The organism is Methylomonas sp. EFPC1 (genome assembly GCF_016925515.1).
Classification (GTDB): domain Bacteria; phylum Pseudomonadota; class Gammaproteobacteria; order Methylococcales; family Methylomonadaceae; genus Methylomonas; species Methylomonas defluvii.
On the sequence record NZ_CP070494.1, the window covers coordinates 3,665,944 to 3,682,142 of the forward strand.

Genomic DNA, 16,199 nt, shown 5'->3' on the forward strand with positions numbered 1-16,199 from the left:
CAAATAATTTATAAGGACCCCAAATAAGCGGCCACCGCCTTGATGTCGTCTTCGCTAAGCGATTGTGCCAGAGCATTCATTTGCGGGGCCTTGCGCGCGCCTTTTTTGAAATCGGTTAGCTGTTTGGCTAAATATTGCGGATGCTGTCCGGCCAGTTTCGGCACCATACCCATACCTTGCGCATTGTTGCCGTGGCAACCCAGACACATAGCAGCTTTGTCTTTACCCTGCTTAACCAAATTGGCGTCGCTGCTACCGGCCGATTTGCCGTGCAAGCTGGCGTAATACGCAGAAATATTTTGAATGTCGGTGTCGCTCAAGCCTGAAGCCAATGGCTTCATCACCTCGTTATCACGCTGACCGTTGCGAAATTTATTCAGCTGACTCTCGATATACACCGCGCTCTGCCCCGCCAGACTGGGCCATAACGGGCTGCTACTGACGCCGGCCGCACCGTGGCAACCTTGGCATGCAGCCGCTTTCGCCTTGCCTGCTTCGATATCCGCTGCATTGACGCCTGCGGCAAACAGCCCCAGCATGACGATATATTTCATTTTATGATATTTATTATTCATCGGAATCACCCTTGGTTGGCTTGTTGTACAATCCTGACCACATAATGCGCTATCAGGCTTCTGCATCATAGTCAGGCGACATTGACTAAGCAAACCTAAATCCCTTCAACCCACTCGAACCAAAGGAATAGGCCATGTCGTGGTTGCTATCGCTTTTTAATCAAGATTCCGTGCCGCACACACTACTAATTATTAGCTTGGTAGTGGCAAGCGGCCTGGTGTTGGGCAGAGTAGCGCTGGCCGGCATTCAACTGGGCATCGCCGGCGTGCTGTTTTCCGGACTGCTATTCGGGCATTTCCAACTGAGTATCAATCCGGAAGTGATGCATTTCTTGCGAGAATTCGGCTTGGTACTCTTCGTTTACGCGATTGGTTTGCAAGTCGGCCCCAGCTTTGTCAGCTCGTTTTTTCGTTACGGCTTGCGGCTGAACGGCATGGCCGCCGCTATTGTGCTATTGGGCGCATTAATTACGGTATTAATCAGCATTGTCGGCGAGATTCCGATGCCCGTGGCGGTGGGCCTGTTTTCCGGCGCCACCACCAATACCCCCTCCCTGGCCGCCGCCCAGCAAGTACTGGGCGGGATTGCCGGCATCGACAGCGAAACCTTGAAAATGCCGGGCTTGGGCTATGCGGTGGCCTACCCATTCGGTATCGCCGGCATCATTCTGGCCATGCTACTAAACAAACGCTTGTTTAAAGTCGATATAGCCGACGAAGCCAAAAGCTTTGCCGACCAACAACAGCAAGACACCCATGTACCGATCTGGAAGGATTTGCGGGTGGAAAACCCTAATCTGAACGGTTTAACGCTGAGCCAAATTCCGTTTTTCGAAGGCATGAACGTGGTGATGACCCGGATTCTGCACAATGGTGCAGTCGATGTCGCCGGCCAGGAAAGCCGCCTGGCAATTGGCGACACCATCCGACTGGTCGGCGAACGTGAACCTTTGGAACAACTGAAAATTCTGATCGGCCCTGAGTCGGATATCGATCTGAAACAAATTGCCACCAATTTGCAAAGCCGGCGACTGGTAGTCACCAACAAATCCGCGATCAATCAAACTGTCGGCAATCTGTGCATGCTTTACGGCGTGACTATTTCCCGGATTCATCGGCCTGATGTCGAGTTCTCGCCCACCAGCAATGTGCATGTCCACTTCGGTGACGAGCTGAATGTGGTGGGTCATCAGGAAGCGTTAAACAGTATCGAAAAAGCCCTGGGTAACTCGCTGGAAGAACTCAACCATCCGCAGATCATGCCGATTTTTATCGGCATCTCGCTGGGAGTGTTGCTGGGCAGTCTGCCCATGTATTTACCCGGCATTCCCTCCGCGGTCAAACTGGGCATGGCCGGCGGGCCTTTGCTGGTGGCCATTATGCTCAGCCGGGTGGGTAACTGGGGCACGATGACCTGGCATTTACCGAAAAGCTCCAACATCATTTTAAAAGACATCGGCATTGTGTTGTTCCTGGCCTGCGTCGGTTTGCACTCCGGCGATCAATTCGTCGAAACGCTGGTCAAAGGCGATGGTTTTTACTGGATGGCCTGCGCGGCATTAATCACTTTGCTGCCTCTGCTGATCGTCGCGGCCGTAGGCCGGATAGTCTACAAACTCAACTTCCTGACGCTTTGCGGCTTGCTGGCCGGCAGCATGACCGATCCGCCCGCGTTGGCGTTCGCTAATAACCTCAGCCCGGCGGCAGCGGTGTCCATGGCCTATGCGACCGTGTATCCCCTGGTCATGATTCTGCGGATCATCGCCGCGCAGCTGATTATCTTGTTGGTGCATTAAAACTGATTCATTCATCGGATTGTCTGGTTCGGCGGCTAAAATCCCCGAGCCAACTGAGGCGCGTACTGCGATGACATCGACCTTAATCATCAACTACCAGAATTTGGCTCCCTGCGATGGCGAGTTGTATCTACTGCCAGCTTTCTACCCACCCACCATTGCAGATGGTTATTTGCGCAGCTTGCTGCAAAACCTGGCCTGGCAAACCGAACAAATCCATATCTTCGGGCGTTGGGTGCCGGTACCGCGCTTGATGGCCTGGTACGGCGACCCGGGCGCCGACTACCGCTATTCCGGGGTAGATCACCAACCCTTGCCCTGGACCAGCGAGCTACAATCCATACGAAGCGACGTCGAAACCGTTTGCCAGCAGCCTTTCAATAGCGTTTTGGCGAATCTGTATCGCGACGGCAAGGACTCGATGGGCTGCCATACCGATAATGAAAAAGAGCTGGGGGCGAATCCGCTGATTGCTTCATTAAGTTTCGGCGAGACGCGATTGCTGCGCTTTCGACACGCCCGCAGCTGCACGGTGCTGGATATCGAGCTAAGGCACGGCGATTTGCTGATCATGGCCGGCGAGTTGCAGCACCATTGGCGCCACGAACTTCCCAAAACTCGCCAAGCCAAGCAAGCCCGGATCAATCTGACTTTTCGGCGGATTGTGTCAACGCCCACTTCGCCCGCGCTATCCGCAGCGCGTTAACCTTATCGACCAACAGCTGCCGGACAGTCTGCTCAGCCGGTAGCTTGCTATTTACGCGAGTATTATCGCCATCCAGTTTCACCAGATATTCTTCGTTTTCGGCAAATATACTAACCATATCCCGATTATCGCCGCGCCGATGAATGATGTATTTGGGTGAGGCTTTAGCTGCGCCGAACAATACCCCGTTCCAATCCGAATAACATTGTTTGCCGGCAACCAAACCTCGCAAGCTGTTAAAAACATCAATTTGTTGATATTGATTATTTTCCACGCTTGCAGGCTGATAACCATCGGCAATTACTAAGGGCACTTTGGCCGACGCTTTATACTGACCATATAACTCGACTTCGGCTTTTTTTAAGGGCGTCATCGAATGATGGTCGCCGACAATAATCAAGAGACCATTCTTGAAAAAACCGTTATTTTGTAGCTCTCGATAAAACCGGCCTATTTGCTTATCGGTATAGGTAATGGCTGCCGATTCGGATTTTTCCTTAGTCTCCGGATTAATATAAGGATGATGACTGCTAACCGTTTTGATAAACAGCAAAAAATTATTTTTTTTATTTTTATCGATCCTGTCCAAGGCTCTTAAATACAAGGCCTCGTCCGGCGCCGCCTCAAAATGAAACCGTTCCCATTTGTCGTACTCCGGCTGGTCGTGGCCTTCGATATAATCAAAACCTACACTTTTTGCCCAGACTCCAGTATTACCAAACTCCAAATCGGCAGTCGTTAAAAATTCGGTTTTATAACCGTGCTTTTTAAGAATATTGGGTAGGGAATCTTTTATATTATAAAAACTATAAAACGACGTACCGCCGTCGTCGGTATAACTGGAGGGCGGATAGAGCGGCTGCAAGCCCGTCAGCAGCGCGACTTCGCCATCTTCGGTGATAAAACCGTTGGCGTAAAAATTCTTGAACGCTTGATGTTGGCTGGCAATGGCATCCAGATTGGGCGTCCAATCGTGGATGCCGGAGAAATATCGGCTTTGATAAGCGGAAAGCGACTCCACCATCAAAATAATAATATTCTTAGTGTCTACCGGCTGAGTTTGGCAGTCTATATGCTCTTGAAAACTGAAGTTATCGACATAGGCGGCACTATACGGCGCAGCCTCGGATAATATGGTTAAGTTATAGTCAATGACGTTTTTATAAATCCAGGCATGGGCGTATTTTTCATTATCGGCAAACGCAGCGGCCAACGGTAAACCAAGAATTAAGCAGATGGGCCACTTTTTGATATAAGGATTTATGGATTTAAACCTTACCCACGAAAAATATAACGGCACAGCCAAGACTAATGCGCTAAGCCCAAGCATACCAAAATCGCTTAATCCATAAATTTGCTGAATATATTTATACGAATAATCCGCATATTTTATTGCGTCACCCAAAGCCAAATGGGTATTAAAATTAACGATAATGGCGTAATCGATAATATAAAGCGCAAACAACAACAAAGCCGCCAAACGTAATATTGCTGCCAGCCCACGCATGATAGTCGGCAGAAACGAAAAATACAGCAATATAAAAATACCGCCATAAATCAGCGCGTCATTACATAAAACCTGAGTAAATCCCAGCAAACGGGTGCCGGTATAGTGATAAATAAAATTATCGACATACCACCCTTTCAGCAGCAAGGGCACAACCAAAATAAGCCATAAAACCGTTTTGCCCATGCCGAGGAAGCAGTTGAAAATGCGGTTAATCGCGAGTTAACTTCAGGAAGTGAAAGATATCAACTTCAATCACACCGAATGCAGTGATCCACAGCAACGCATCGTAAGCATCCAGCCATTCTGACTGCATCAGCCAAGCCACGACCATACCGATCAAGCCAATAAATACCAGCACGGTGACCAACCAAAACGCCTGCCGGTGCCGCTCCACCAAAGCCGGCCAGCGCACTTCCAACTCGAGCAACACGATCAATCCAAACCAAAGCAAGGAGTTGACCACATCCAGCCATTCGTTATCGCGGACGTAGCTGCCGAACACCAGCGCAATCACCACAATCAATACATTACGCACTGCGTGCAAGGTACGCTCGTTGAATGGCGCGGCCTTGACGGTTTCCAGCTCGAACATCACCAACAATATCACCCAGGTCAGCGCATCAACCGCCGTGGTCAGCGTATCGACCGCTGCGTATATGCCGATATTCAACGTCAACAAGGCCAGTATCGCCAGTTTGTATTTGGGGTAGGTAAGAAAAAACTCGGCGTTGGGCATAACGGTAAGATGAATTGAGTCGAACGCCAAACTACTCATGGCAAAGGTTCGACGGAAAAGACATGAACCAAGACGACACCTGGCTGGCGCCGTCATGACCAACAGGGATTATTTAACGAAACAGGCTTTTTCCGCCTCGGCGTCCGCGTCTTTCAGCTTAGTGCGCAAATCCTTGGATTGTTTAGGATCGCGAAACGCCGCGCCGGCTTCGCCTGGAGTTTTTTGCATCTGGGTAAAGGTTTTAGCCGATTCGTATTCCTCGAAGCTGAGTTTTTCGGCGATTTTGTCGATTTTGCAACCGCAAGCGTATTGGCTGATATAGGTTAGGCCGCCATGTTTGGCCACACATTCCAGCACGTATTCGACGCGGTCGCGGGTGGGATAATCATTGACCAGTACCGCAGGCTCGCCGGCAGCGGCGTCCGGTTTTGAATTTTCCTGGGTAGCGGCGCAACCGCTTAACAGCGTTACAACAGCGAGAGTAGCGAAGAATGATTTTGTCATGGTGCTCGTTTTTTCGTTATAGGGATATTAAATTATTGCTCGGCCGCGAAGTCGACAATCTGTCGTAATTGCGGGTTCATTTCCTTGGCAAATTTGTTCAAGGCCGGGTTGCCAGTATCTTCCGGTAACAAATGCGTCCTGACGATGGTTTTACCTTCGAATTGATAGGTCACCACATTGCAGGGCATATAGCCTATCGCGTGCGGGGTGATTTCCAGCACTACTTTTGCCAACGTCAGATTGCAAAACTGTACCGTATCGTATTCCGGAAAGTTCGTGGCCCCTCTGTCGCGTATGACCTTCCCCACCCGACTGTGGCCGGTAATGCGAAAGTTGTGTTCGGCAATCGCTACTTCCAGTTCGGTCAATACTTCGTCGTAGGGTTTGCTGGTTTCCACCTGATAATACGTCACTTCTTCGGTATGCACAGACTGCGCGGCACAACTTGCAATCAACGGCAGGCTTGCGAAAATGACGACTCTTTTAAACATCGGCAAAGCTTACCATCATGAACGGGCAAAACAAAGTGAGCGGCGTAGTGCTGGCGGGCGGTATGGCTCGGCGCATGCAGGGCCAGGACAAGGGCTTGTTGATATGCCATAACCGGCCCTTGGTGAGTTATGCGCTGGCCGCCATGAACCCATTGGTCAACGAGTTATTCGTCAGCGCTAATCGCCATCAAGACCAATACCGGCAATTCAATTATCCGGTCATCAGCGATGCCGAACTCAGCTTTGACGGACCGCTGGCCGGCATTCTGGCGGCGATGCAGACCGCTCAGCATCCGATATTACTGGTAGCGCCGTGCGATTCACCGTTGGTTGCAAGCATGCATTTGCAACGCTTGCTCGACGCATTAATTAGCCAGGATGCTGACATCGCCGTGGCTTTTGACGGCGAACGCTTACACCCGGTTTTCGCCGCGCTGAAAACGCGCTTGCAAACGGATTTACAGAACTACCTGCATAGTGGTGAGCGCAAGTTACAAGCTTGGTTTCACCGGCATTCACTGGTCGAGGTGGATTTCAGCGACTCGCAGCACCTCTTCGTCAATATTAATACGCTGGCGGAATTGTCGGCTGTGGAGCAATCGTTAGCCGAAATCTTGCCTCAATAGCGAGTTGATATAGCCGCTCAGTGCACCGCTTTTTCACTGCTGACGATTAACAGCGCTTCTCCCGAGCGATTACCCAAAACCGTTGCATGCATACGCACCGGGATAATTTTCTGATCCTTGGTGATACGTTTGGTCTTAATACTTTTCACGCCGCCAGCAAGGATCAATTCCTGAATCAGTTGTTGGGTAATGCCCCTTTCATCGTCAGAGACGATCTCGGCAAACGTCATACTGGCGGCGTCCAAGCTATCCCAGCCGTATAAGATTTCGGCACCTTTATTCCAAGCGGTAATCTTCCCTGACACTTCAAACAGAATAATTGCTTCGTCGGTATCCATCACTATCGTGGCCAGCTTTTGCAAACAATTTAAACACTCCTGTTTTTCGACTTGATGCTGGTGAACGTAATCGCGCTCGGTTAACGCGATTAACTCCCTGGCCGAGTTCTCGGCCTGGAACATACAAGCCGACGCCGAAACGTGCACCACCTTACCGGATTTGCTCAGCCGCTTGGCCTGAAACGACGGCAAGGTGTTACCCACTTTCAGGTTGCTTAAACCTTGCTTGGCAAAATGCTTTTCGTCGTCCGGAATCAGATTGTAAAAATTCATCCCCAGCGCTTCATGCGCCGACCAGCCATACAGTTTCTCGGCGGCATGATTCCACGTCACGATGGTACCGTCCGGTTCGAGCAAGGTAATCGCATCGTTGGAAAACTGCACAAACTTGGCCAATCTCAGTGTTTCCTGCTCTTCACGCTTATGCAACTCCAATTGCGCGCTTTTCAGCTGATTGATGTCCACAAAAGTCAAAATAACGCCGGCATTGACTTTCGCAGAAACCACGTAGGGAATTACCCGCAATAGATACCAGGTGCCGTTTTCAAGTTGAATTTCCTGATCGAAACAGTTGTGTTGATCGTTGACACCTTTAACGACAGCGATAACATCCAGGTCTTTGATCGTATGCGTCAAGTGATAAAACGGTCGACCTAGATCGGTTTCCAAAATATGGAATATCGACTGTAGTTTCGGAGTAAATCGCCTAATATCCAGATTCTCGTCTAAAAACAGCGTAGCGATATTGGTACTATTGAATAAGTTATCCAAATCGTTATTCAGTAAGGTCAACTCGACTATCTTGCCCTGGTGTTCGGCATTGACGGTATAAAGCTCTTCGTTGACCGATTGCAATTCCTCATTCGTACTCTGCAATTCCTCATTACTTGCCAATAATTCTTCGTTGGTGGCTTGCAATTCCTCGTTGGAGGTTTCTAACTCTTCCACCGTAGCTTGCAGGTTTTCGCGGGTAAACTGTAATTCTTGCTCTAAATCGATAATGCGTTGTTTGGCGTCTAAATTGACATCGTAGATCAGGGTTTCCGTCTCGCTAAAACAAGAAGGATCCACTGTCTCAGTAATCATCGCCGCCACTAAGATTTCTTGGCCCTTCTTGCCCGGCAGGGGTTTAAATTGCAATCTAAACGTCCGCAAACTGTCCTGTTCTCTGACCCGAATATTGGACAACACAATTTCGTTATTCGCTTTTAAGGCTTTTTGGATACCTGTGGAAATGGGTATGGATAAATCTTTTTTAACAATTTTACTGACATTACTCACCAGTTTGCCGCTGGGATAACTCAAATAATCCTTAGAGTCGCCGAAAATATGGGATATTTCCATATTTTCATTAATTATCATCGTAAACGGCAAGACATCATTGGATATTGCCCTGATGAATCGGTCCAATACTCTTTCTTCCTGACCACTAGGCGCATTCGAGGAGCGCACCGAACTCGGATACGGCGCGTAAGTCATTAAAGCACTGGGGGACGCAGTAAAACCCAAAGATTTATATTTGCCTTTGGAGCGATATAGTTTTGATTTAGCACTTGCCACATCAAAATACTCACCCATATCACCTATCGTTTCACTGGTACCCAGCACCAACAAGCCTTCCTTTACCAGAGAAAAGTTGAATAACTCCAATATTTTCTTCTGTAAAACAGGTTGCAAGTAAATCAACACGTTTCGACAGCTGAGAATATGAATATTGGTAAACGGCGGATCTTTAATCAGGTTATGCTGAGCAAACACCACCATTTCCCGAACTTTTTGACTGACCTGAAAATAATCTTCCCGGCGAATAAAATATTTCGACAGGAGCTTGGGCGGAATATCCGCAATAATACTTTCCGGATATTTGCCGTTACTGGCTTTCTCAATGGCTGTTAGATCGACATCGGTCGCAAAAATCTTCACGCGAAAATAATGTCCTGAATACTCTCGATATTCCGATAACAACATCGCCAAGGAATAAGCTTCCTCCCCGGTGGAACATGCAGTCACCCAAACTCGCAACTCATCTTCTTGCAATAACTTGACAACTTTTTTTAACCAATGCTCACGAATATCGTCAAATACGTGCTCGTCGCGAAAAAAACTGGTAACCCCTATCAACAACTCCTGAAATAACACTAAAACTTCATGAGGATTTGTTTGCAACAAGTTTAAATACTCGGATATATCTTTTAAGTGATTGATCGATATACGCCGTTCAATGCGTCTAACTACCGTATTGGGTTTATAAAAGGTAAAATCGATTTTGCACTTTTCTCTAAGGATTGAAAAAATCCGCGTGATGTCACTGTCGTCAGACGAGACGATGTTTTTTTCCTGTAAGGTGGCATAGGGATGCTTAACAAAAGCCAACAACTGACCCGGCATCTTCTCCGGCGGCAAGCTAAAATCCGCTAAACCCGTGGCAAAAGCATTCTTGGGCATACCGTCGAATTTGGCGGAATTTTCGTCTTGCACCATCACCATGCCGCCGAATTCTTTGATGGCCCGAATACCACGTGTGCCATCACTGCCGGTGCCGGACAAAATAATACCTACCGCCAGCTCTCTGGCGTCTTCGCTCAAGGAGCGCAAAAATATATCGATCGGCAGATTAATCCCTTTGCTGGGATCTTGCTCGGCCAGCAATAGCTGGCTGTGAAACACCGTGACGTTTTTCCGGGGCGGAATCAAGTAGACGGTGTTGCGCTCGATTTTCATACCGTCCTCGATGCGCTTTACCGGCATGGCGGTATGTTTGGACAATAGTTCAGCCATCAAACTTTTATACTGTGGTGACAAATGCTGAATCACCACAAACGACAAACCGCTATTCGCAGGCATATTCTTGAAAAATGCCTCAATAGCTTCCAAGCCTCCGGCCGAAGCACCTATCCCGACAATATACTGCGGCGGCACTTTTACAGTGTTTTCATTATCCATAAAACCATGTTATTTAATATCAATCGTTTAAATTAATAAAGCCTCTGGACAACATTACCGTTCACGCGGCGATAAAAAAATCAAGCCTTATTTGCGTCGGCGATCACGTCGCTAATATTTGTGATAGTCACGACTAATTTACGCGCTTTCAAATCAAACGATTCGCCTGCTGTATCGCTACCGTCATCCGCATTACCTTTAATCAAAGCAGGAAAAGCCAAGTTCTTATCGCCTTGCAAACGCAACTGCAAACTTTTATGGGCTGGCGCTTTGAAAAAAGCATCAAAACGGTGAATAAATATATTTTTATCTTCTTCGAAGATTAGCTTGGAAAAATGGGTTTTCTGCAATTTACTGGCTTTATAACCCAACATATCTGCAAACGTATGATTTGCTTGCTCTATAAAACCTTGATAATCTAGGGTGATAATACCCACCGGAACGCAATGGTAAGTAAAATTTAACTTATTATTTAGGCGGGATAACTCAAATTGCGCTTTTTGCAGCTCTTCATTCTGCATTTGCAATTCAATTTGGTAAACTTGTAAATCATAAAATAAACGCTGAATTTCTTCCGGCGTAATACTACTGATTTCTTGCGGCGTGAAATCTATAATTTTCTCCGCCATTTCTTTTAATTTAGCAGCATGAGAATCTAATGTCATAACAGTATTTCCTTATTAATTTATATTTATTTTTTGAAAAACTTAGTGGAAAACTCTAGTTCCCACTATTTCTACTCCCTATCGATTCGTCCACTTGTATCCTCTTCGGATTTTACCGATACCTTACCTGCAACTTATTGAATTAAAACCTGACGCAGCGCCCAGCACTGGGATTGTAATACAGAACAGATACTCGAGCGTTTGCTGCGTAGTGTTTGCCTGCCTTAATATCCCTAGTTTTTACTTGAACATTTATTTCAAGCGGTGAATTTTTTTGTTCCCGAATAAACAGATATCCGCGCAAATAAACCACCGCCTTTTCTGGTCAAACACAAGCAAGCTCAGCCTAGTTTTCCGCAAAATATCAGCACTGGCAAACACTACAATTAGTGGCGTTAATATCCGTCCGATCAAAGGTTGTGTCATTTACGCCGCATTATGCTAACGTAAATTTTTTTTTGCTTGGAACCACGATGAAACGATCCACTCTTGCCATCATTCTGACATGCTGTTCGTCGGGTATTTTTGTCCCATCAGCCTTTGCAATCACTACGCCGGCAGATCAGGATAAATTGCGCATTCATACCAGCATGCCTCGAAGAACCAGCGATTCGCTGTTTTCATACACGGCGGAATGGCGTATCGACGATGGGGAGCTATATCGTTCTACCGGCTTGAGCTTTCTGAATGCACACAAGTTTGATGACCCGACACAGGCTCACGCGGTCACCAAAAAACTACTTACATCAATGAAAGACGGCATGATTCAGCTCGATCCGAATTGGCGCGGCATCACGATTACCCAACCGCCGGAACAAGCAGAATTAATCATCGCCAACAAAACCGGCTATTCGTTGACCACGGTAACGGTTAGAGATTACAGCAACCAAGGCTTGCGTTTCGATCTTGCTGATAAACACTTCAACGCCGACGGCGTGCAAGTGGCTTTTGATTTGGTGTTCAGCGCGGATGTGGAATATCTGGACGGCTTTTCCTCGAAAAAAGCCCTCACCGCCTCACAAGGCGAAATCGAGATTAAGATAGACGACCAAAAACCGATTCATATCAAAACCGACGGTAAAACCACTCGCGAACTCGAGCAAGAAATCGCCAAACAGTTGAGTGTCTCTCACCTTGCTGAAACACCGCTTTATCCTGGCATGGTCAGCAACGATACCCGCAACAACAAACCGTTCGATGGCAGCGAAGTGCAATTTTTAAATCTTGCCGCCAAGTCGATTGCCATTGATATTACCGACCCCGCCTTGGGCGTACTCGCCAAGTTCAAGTTCAAAGACGACAATCATTCGGTGAAGGTCGTGGAACCGCGCTTCATGCTTGGCGCGTTGGCCTTGACGGTACTTTTAGCCATTGTCTATTTTCGGCGCAAAAACCAACAGAAATAGATATAGCAGTTGTAATCTCCGGGTGGCCGCCAGGGCGCGCGGCCACCCGGCCTAACGTTTAAATCAATGCCCGGAATGTTCAGGCTGCTTATCGGTGACGCTGGTTCGACGCAAAATGTAGCGATCAGCAAGTTTGCCGGTGAACCGGTTGCCGCTAGTATCCAACTGAATCAACGCATCTTTTTCAACCAGATATTGCTGGGAAGTTGCGCCATTCTTTGGCGTCAAAACCAGAGTGTTGGCTTTTTCGCCAGGGGCAAACTTACCCTTTTCAGTAAACTCCCGTTCCGATTTCCCCAAAAATTGGGTCATCAGCAGATAACTGCCATTTTTGTTCAAAGCCAGCGTGGTTTTCACGCCGATGCAGTCGGCACAAGGGGTTAAGCCAGTATAAATCCCTGGCCAATCCATACTCTTGTGTTCGTGATGAGCATCCTTATCGTCAGTCCCCGCCGTTTCGGCAAGCACTGGATTAAAAGCAGAAAAAGCAGCCATCACCAGAAAAATGACCAGATTTTTTTTTAATTTTGATCTAACTGTTCGCATATTTGCTCCTGAGCAAACCGTCGCTAATAATAATTTTTTGAGTACGTACCACGCTGGAAATCCTTTGTACACCGGGGTTCATTCACGAAAAGCCTGGCTAAGGAAAAATCTGCAGTAGACACCCCATGCCCACCTTTTGATTTCTATTCATTGACCTAAGCGCATACAGTTGCTCTATTAAAGCCCCGCTTACAAAACCTCAGGATTCCAACTGCCTATTGTGGCATAGCTGCAAAGGATTGACTGATTTCAATCAACAAACATATTTAACGGAAGCAACAAAGCTTTAAAACGGAAATACCGATAGATTCAAACCGATCATCGCGACATTCATTACAAATCCGTAGTTAGCCATGGTTTTGCGGAGTTTCGACTTAAACATCGCCACGGCAGCCAACGCTAAGCCAACCAGATCCATCAAGATAAAAGCCACCACTAAGAAGCGTAAGCCATCGCTGTTGGAGACGCCATCCGTAGCGGCATAGATCGGAAATAAAATAAATAACCAGATAACAAAGTTACAAGCCGCCAGCAACAACGCCGCATTGGAAAACCCGAGTAATCGATATTTCACTTGGCGGGGCTGCGTTTCTTGAAATTCGTTGATCGGTTGATTCATTGTGGCTACCACGGGTTAGTGATTCAACACGGACGCTTGCAAGCAGTGTTTCGGTGTTTCATGCCAGCGGGTCCCGTTAACTTTTTGGGGCAAACTATCGATTTGCACCAAATAGTGACACGACGACTTCGCCATTACCAGTTTTTTGGCTTTTTGGCTCACATCAGAGATTTCCAACCGCACAGGGTTTCTAAATTTCCCGTTCTCCATGTCTTCCCCGCTCCGGTAAATACCGAGGCCGTTCTCGGCGCGCTTTCAGCCCACCCTCCTCAAACAATTAGTACCGCTGATTTATTGCTTTCGGTTAGCCCGGCGCTAAAGGTATGATTACCCTAGCAATCAGATGGTAAAGTCATCAGTAAGAATGACAAAGCCCCTGCTGTTCATGCCGTTGGTTGCCAACCTAATTCCTATCAAAACGCATACAAGAAGGAAGGATATGAACAATCTCTCAGAAGAAGAACGTCAAAAAATTTTGCAAAGCTCACCGGTCGGCACCTGGGCATTGATGTTGATAGTCGGCGGCGGCATGGTCGTAGCTTGGCTGTTAATGTACTACGGCATCTTTTTGCCTCGCGGCCATATTGGTTAAGGGGGAGACATGCATATCGATAAACTGGAAAAAAACTGGGCCGGTATCTCGTTAGGGATAGCCGGCCTGTTTGTGACCGTCATTTTAGGGTCAGCGTTTTTTCACGGCATTCACGCGCCGAGTAACGTCGAAACCATAGACTCCGCCAAATTGCATCTTTCTGCGGAATTTGCCGAGGATAAACTCGGCGTACAACATAACGCTAACGGTAGCGTCACCGTGCGCATGGTAGCCGGCCGCTACGGCTTTTATCCGAAAGAACTCACCCTGCCCGCAGAAACCGAAATCACCTTTCGCTGGGTCAGTCTGGACGTGATCCACGGCGTGCATATGCCGATGACCAATATGAGCACGATGATTGTGCCCGGCTACGTTGCGCAGGTAAGCACCGCCTTTCATCACGCCGGTGAGTATCCAGTGCTGTGCAACGAATATTGCGGCATGGGCCACGCCCATATGTGGAGCAACATCAAAGTGGTGAGCAAGGCGCAATGGGAAGCGCTCAATAAACAAGGGGGAGCAAATCATGGATAACTCAGCGGAAAAAAAATTGGCGCTGACCCATTTCTGGGTAGCGTTTGGCTCGTTCGGGCTGGCGGCAGTGATGGGCCTGTATCAGGTCATCGAACGTAGCGGCTTCTTCGGCTTTCTGGAGTCGAGGGAAGTGTATTACGCATCGGTCAGTACCCACGGGGTGTTAATGGGCTTTGTGCTGACCACATTTTTCATCATGGGCTTTGGCTATTATGTGGCCAACACCACCTTGAAATTGCCGGTTTGGAACAAAACCTTCGCCTGGACCGGCTTCGGCGTGGCCCTGACTGGCGTAGTCTTGGCGGCATTACCGTTGCTGCTGGGCCAAGCTTCGGTGCTGTTCACCTTTTATCCGCCATTGATGGCGCATCCGCTGTTTTACATCGGCGCAACCTTATTGGTCGTCGGCTCCTGGTTCTGGTGCGTGTCGATGATTGTCATGTACATGCAATGGAAAAAGATCAATCCGGAGCAACCCGTACCATTGGCGATGTTCGCCACCACCGCGAACGCCATTTTATGGCTGTGGACCAGCGCCGGCGTAGCCGCCGAAGTGTTGTTCCAACTGATACCCTGGGCTTTGGGCTGGATCGATACCATCGATGCCGGCTTGGCGCGCACGCTGTTCGCCTGGACCCTGCATCCTATCGTTTATTTCTGGCTGATTCCCACCTACACGGCGTTTTATACTTTGGTGCCCAAGCAAGCTGGCGGTTTTTTGTTCAGCGATGAGATGGCCCGGGCCGCATTCATCTTATTGGTGGTATTCAGCTTGCCGATCGGTTTTCATCATTTATACATGGACCCGGAACAAGGCCACGGCTGGAAAATCCTGCATGCGGTCGGTACCTTTGTCGTCACCCTGCCAACCTTCATCACCGGTTTTACCGTGATTGCCTCTCTGGAAATCGCCGGCCGCTTGAACGGCGGCAAAGGGCTGTTCGGCTGGATTGCTGCCCTGCCCTGGAATAATCCCATGGTATTGGCCATCATTCTGGGCTTGTTGATGCTGATCTTCGGCGGCTTCGGCGGCTTGGTTAATGCCAGCTACGCGATGAACGCGATGGTGCACAACACCGCCTGGATTTCCGGACACTTCCATCTGATCTTCGGCGGCACCACTATCATCATGTACTTTGGCATTGCCTATTACTTCTGGCCGATTTTGACTGGCAAACCGCTGTTCTGCCCGTCCATGGCCATCGCCCAGCTGTGGAGCTGGTTCATCGGGATGATCATCATGACCACCCCTTGGCATATTCTGGGCTTGCTAGGCCAGCCACGCCGCATCGATAGCGTCAATTACAACAATCTGTTGACGATTTCCTGGGAACCCTACGAGGTCACGATGATTTTCGGCGGATTGATCCTGGTCGTTTCGGCCGGCATGCTGGTTTACAACCTGTATAAAACCCATCTTGGCAGCGAAAGTTATCAGGGTGAAGTGGAATACGCCGAGCCGATTCACGCGGTCAGTAATCTGCCCGGCTATCTAAACAACTTCACCTTATGGAATATCGTGATCGGCGTGTTCATGCTGATCGCGTTCGGCTATCCGATCCTGCAATTCTTCTTGATGGAAACCTTTGGTTCAGGCAGATGGGGGGTCTGA

At 48.4% G+C, this 16,199-nt stretch carries 16 protein-coding genes; 7 read left to right on the top strand and 9 right to left on the bottom strand.

What is annotated here, in order from left to right; translation table 11 throughout:
• Positions 1-8 precede the first annotated feature (8 nt).
• The gene (locus JWZ98_RS16835) at positions 9-575 is read right to left on the bottom strand and encodes a c-type cytochrome (RefSeq protein WP_033155627.1); all 567 of its coding nucleotides are present in this window, start codon (positions 573-575) and stop codon (positions 9-11) included.
• 134 nt (positions 576-709) lie between these two features.
• On the opposite strand from JWZ98_RS16835, the gene JWZ98_RS16840 reads away from it, so the two are divergent.
• Both JWZ98_RS16840 and JWZ98_RS16845 read left to right on the top strand, forming a co-directional pair.
• The gene (locus tag JWZ98_RS16840; protein ID WP_171696163.1) at positions 710-2,371 is read left to right on the top strand and encodes a putative transporter; all 1,662 of its coding nucleotides are present in this window, start codon (positions 710-712) and stop codon (positions 2,369-2,371) included.
• A gap of 70 nt (positions 2,372-2,441) precedes the next feature.
• Positions 2,442-3,077: an alpha-ketoglutarate-dependent dioxygenase AlkB gene (locus JWZ98_RS16845; RefSeq protein ID WP_205451113.1), complete on the top strand. Its 636-nt coding sequence runs from the start codon at positions 2,442-2,444 to the stop codon at positions 3,075-3,077.
• Here JWZ98_RS16845 and JWZ98_RS16850 read toward each other — a convergent pair.
• The 4 genes from JWZ98_RS16850 to JWZ98_RS16865 all read right to left on the bottom strand — a co-directional run bounded on the left by JWZ98_RS16850 (position 3,013) and on the right by JWZ98_RS16865 (position 6,318).
• Positions 3,013-4,770 (bottom strand): LTA synthase family protein, encoded by a 1,758-nt coding sequence (locus tag JWZ98_RS16850; protein ID WP_205451115.1) that lies wholly within the window; start codon positions 4,768-4,770, stop codon positions 3,013-3,015. The two genes, JWZ98_RS16845 and JWZ98_RS16850, sit on opposite strands and share 65 nt — an antisense overlap.
• 25 nt (positions 4,771-4,795) lie before the next feature.
• Positions 4,796-5,362, bottom strand: coding sequence for a hypothetical protein (locus tag JWZ98_RS16855; RefSeq protein WP_240348050.1), 567 nt, complete (start codon positions 5,360-5,362; stop codon positions 4,796-4,798).
• Positions 5,363-5,431: 69 nt separating this feature from the next.
• Positions 5,432-5,827 carry a hypothetical protein gene (locus JWZ98_RS16860; RefSeq protein ID WP_205451116.1) on the bottom strand — a complete coding sequence of 132 codons (396 nt, stop codon included), beginning with the start codon at positions 5,825-5,827 and terminating at the stop codon, positions 5,432-5,434.
• A 32-nt stretch (positions 5,828-5,859) separates the two neighbouring features.
• The gene (locus JWZ98_RS16865) at positions 5,860-6,318 is read right to left on the bottom strand and encodes a DUF302 domain-containing protein (RefSeq protein ID WP_033155632.1); all 459 of its coding nucleotides are present in this window, start codon (positions 6,316-6,318) and stop codon (positions 5,860-5,862) included.
• A gap of 17 nt (positions 6,319-6,335) precedes the next feature.
• Between JWZ98_RS16865 and mobA the strand changes: the two genes are divergently transcribed.
• Positions 6,336-6,944 carry a molybdenum cofactor guanylyltransferase MobA gene (gene mobA / locus JWZ98_RS16870; protein WP_171696167.1) on the top strand — a complete coding sequence of 203 codons (609 nt, stop codon included), beginning with the start codon at positions 6,336-6,338 and terminating at the stop codon, positions 6,942-6,944.
• 17 nt (positions 6,945-6,961) lie between these two features.
• Here mobA and JWZ98_RS16875 read toward each other — a convergent pair whose 3' ends face one another.
• Complete coding sequence (locus JWZ98_RS16875) at positions 6,962-10,225, bottom strand: chemotaxis protein CheB (protein WP_205451117.1); 3,264 nt, start codon at positions 10,223-10,225, stop codon at positions 6,962-6,964.
• 80 nt (positions 10,226-10,305) lie between these two features.
• Complete coding sequence (locus tag JWZ98_RS16880) at positions 10,306-10,890, bottom strand: PAS domain-containing protein (protein ID WP_205451118.1); 585 nt, start codon at positions 10,888-10,890, stop codon at positions 10,306-10,308.
• Between the two features lie 473 nt (positions 10,891-11,363).
• On the opposite strand from JWZ98_RS16880, the gene JWZ98_RS16885 reads away from it, so the two are divergent.
• On the top strand, positions 11,364-12,296 hold the full coding sequence (locus JWZ98_RS16885; protein ID WP_205451119.1) for a hypothetical protein: 933 nt from the start codon (positions 11,364-11,366) through the stop codon (positions 12,294-12,296).
• A 63-nt stretch (positions 12,297-12,359) separates the two neighbouring features.
• Here JWZ98_RS16885 and JWZ98_RS16890 read toward each other — a convergent pair whose 3' ends face one another.
• The gene (locus tag JWZ98_RS16890) at positions 12,360-12,914 is read right to left on the bottom strand and encodes a copper resistance protein NlpE (RefSeq protein ID WP_240348051.1); all 555 of its coding nucleotides are present in this window, start codon (positions 12,912-12,914) and stop codon (positions 12,360-12,362) included.
• A gap of 214 nt (positions 12,915-13,128) precedes the next feature.
• Complete coding sequence (locus tag JWZ98_RS16895; protein WP_101054777.1) at positions 13,129-13,461, bottom strand: hypothetical protein; 333 nt, start codon at positions 13,459-13,461, stop codon at positions 13,129-13,131.
• A 439-nt stretch (positions 13,462-13,900) separates the two neighbouring features.
• Here JWZ98_RS16895 and JWZ98_RS16900 point away from each other — a divergent pair, with 439 nt between their 5' ends.
• From JWZ98_RS16900 to JWZ98_RS16910, 3 genes are read left to right on the top strand one after another with little or no spacing between them, the layout of a single operon-like run.
• Positions 13,901-14,053 carry a hypothetical protein gene (locus tag JWZ98_RS16900; protein WP_051669688.1) on the top strand — a complete coding sequence of 51 codons (153 nt, stop codon included), beginning with the start codon at positions 13,901-13,903 and terminating at the stop codon, positions 14,051-14,053.
• 9 nt (positions 14,054-14,062) lie between these two features.
• On the top strand, positions 14,063-14,587 hold the full coding sequence (locus JWZ98_RS16905; RefSeq protein WP_033155639.1) for a cytochrome c oxidase subunit II: 525 nt from the start codon (positions 14,063-14,065) through the stop codon (positions 14,585-14,587).
• The gene (locus JWZ98_RS16910) at positions 14,580-16,199 is read left to right on the top strand and encodes a b(o/a)3-type cytochrome-c oxidase subunit 1 (protein WP_205451120.1); all 1,620 of its coding nucleotides are present in this window, start codon (positions 14,580-14,582) and stop codon (positions 16,197-16,199) included. Before JWZ98_RS16905 ends, JWZ98_RS16910 begins: the two co-directional genes overlap by 8 nt.

Coding starts and splice junctions, on each gene's coding strand:
- JWZ98_RS16875 (WP_205451117.1), bottom strand. CDS start 10,225: ATGGATAATGAAAACACTGTAAAAGTGCCGCCGCAGTATATTGTCGGG.
- JWZ98_RS16900 (WP_051669688.1), top strand. CDS start 13,901: ATGAACAATCTCTCAGAAGAAGAACGTCAAAAAATTTTGCAAAGCTCA.
- JWZ98_RS16855 (WP_240348050.1), bottom strand. CDS start 5,362: ATGAGTAGTTTGGCGTTCGACTCAATTCATCTTACCGTTATGCCCAAC.
- mobA (WP_171696167.1), top strand. CDS start 6,336: ATGAACGGGCAAAACAAAGTGAGCGGCGTAGTGCTGGCGGGCGGTATG.
- JWZ98_RS16880 (WP_205451118.1), bottom strand. CDS start 10,890: ATGACATTAGATTCTCATGCTGCTAAATTAAAAGAAATGGCGGAGAAA.
- JWZ98_RS16860 (WP_205451116.1), bottom strand. CDS start 5,827: ATGACAAAATCATTCTTCGCTACTCTCGCTGTTGTAACGCTGTTAAGC.
- JWZ98_RS16845 (WP_205451113.1), top strand. CDS start 2,442: ATGACATCGACCTTAATCATCAACTACCAGAATTTGGCTCCCTGCGAT.
- JWZ98_RS16895 (WP_101054777.1), bottom strand. CDS start 13,461: ATGAATCAACCGATCAACGAATTTCAAGAAACGCAGCCCCGCCAAGTG.
- JWZ98_RS16840 (WP_171696163.1), top strand. CDS start 710: ATGTCGTGGTTGCTATCGCTTTTTAATCAAGATTCCGTGCCGCACACA.
- JWZ98_RS16850 (WP_205451115.1), bottom strand. CDS start 4,770: ATGGGCAAAACGGTTTTATGGCTTATTTTGGTTGTGCCCTTGCTGCTG.
- JWZ98_RS16835 (WP_033155627.1), bottom strand. CDS start 575: ATGAATAATAAATATCATAAAATGAAATATATCGTCATGCTGGGGCTG.
- JWZ98_RS16885 (WP_205451119.1), top strand. CDS start 11,364: ATGAAACGATCCACTCTTGCCATCATTCTGACATGCTGTTCGTCGGGT.
- JWZ98_RS16910 (WP_205451120.1), top strand. CDS start 14,580: ATGGATAACTCAGCGGAAAAAAAATTGGCGCTGACCCATTTCTGGGTA.
- JWZ98_RS16905 (WP_033155639.1), top strand. CDS start 14,063: ATGCATATCGATAAACTGGAAAAAAACTGGGCCGGTATCTCGTTAGGG.
- JWZ98_RS16865 (WP_033155632.1), bottom strand. CDS start 6,318: ATGTTTAAAAGAGTCGTCATTTTCGCAAGCCTGCCGTTGATTGCAAGT.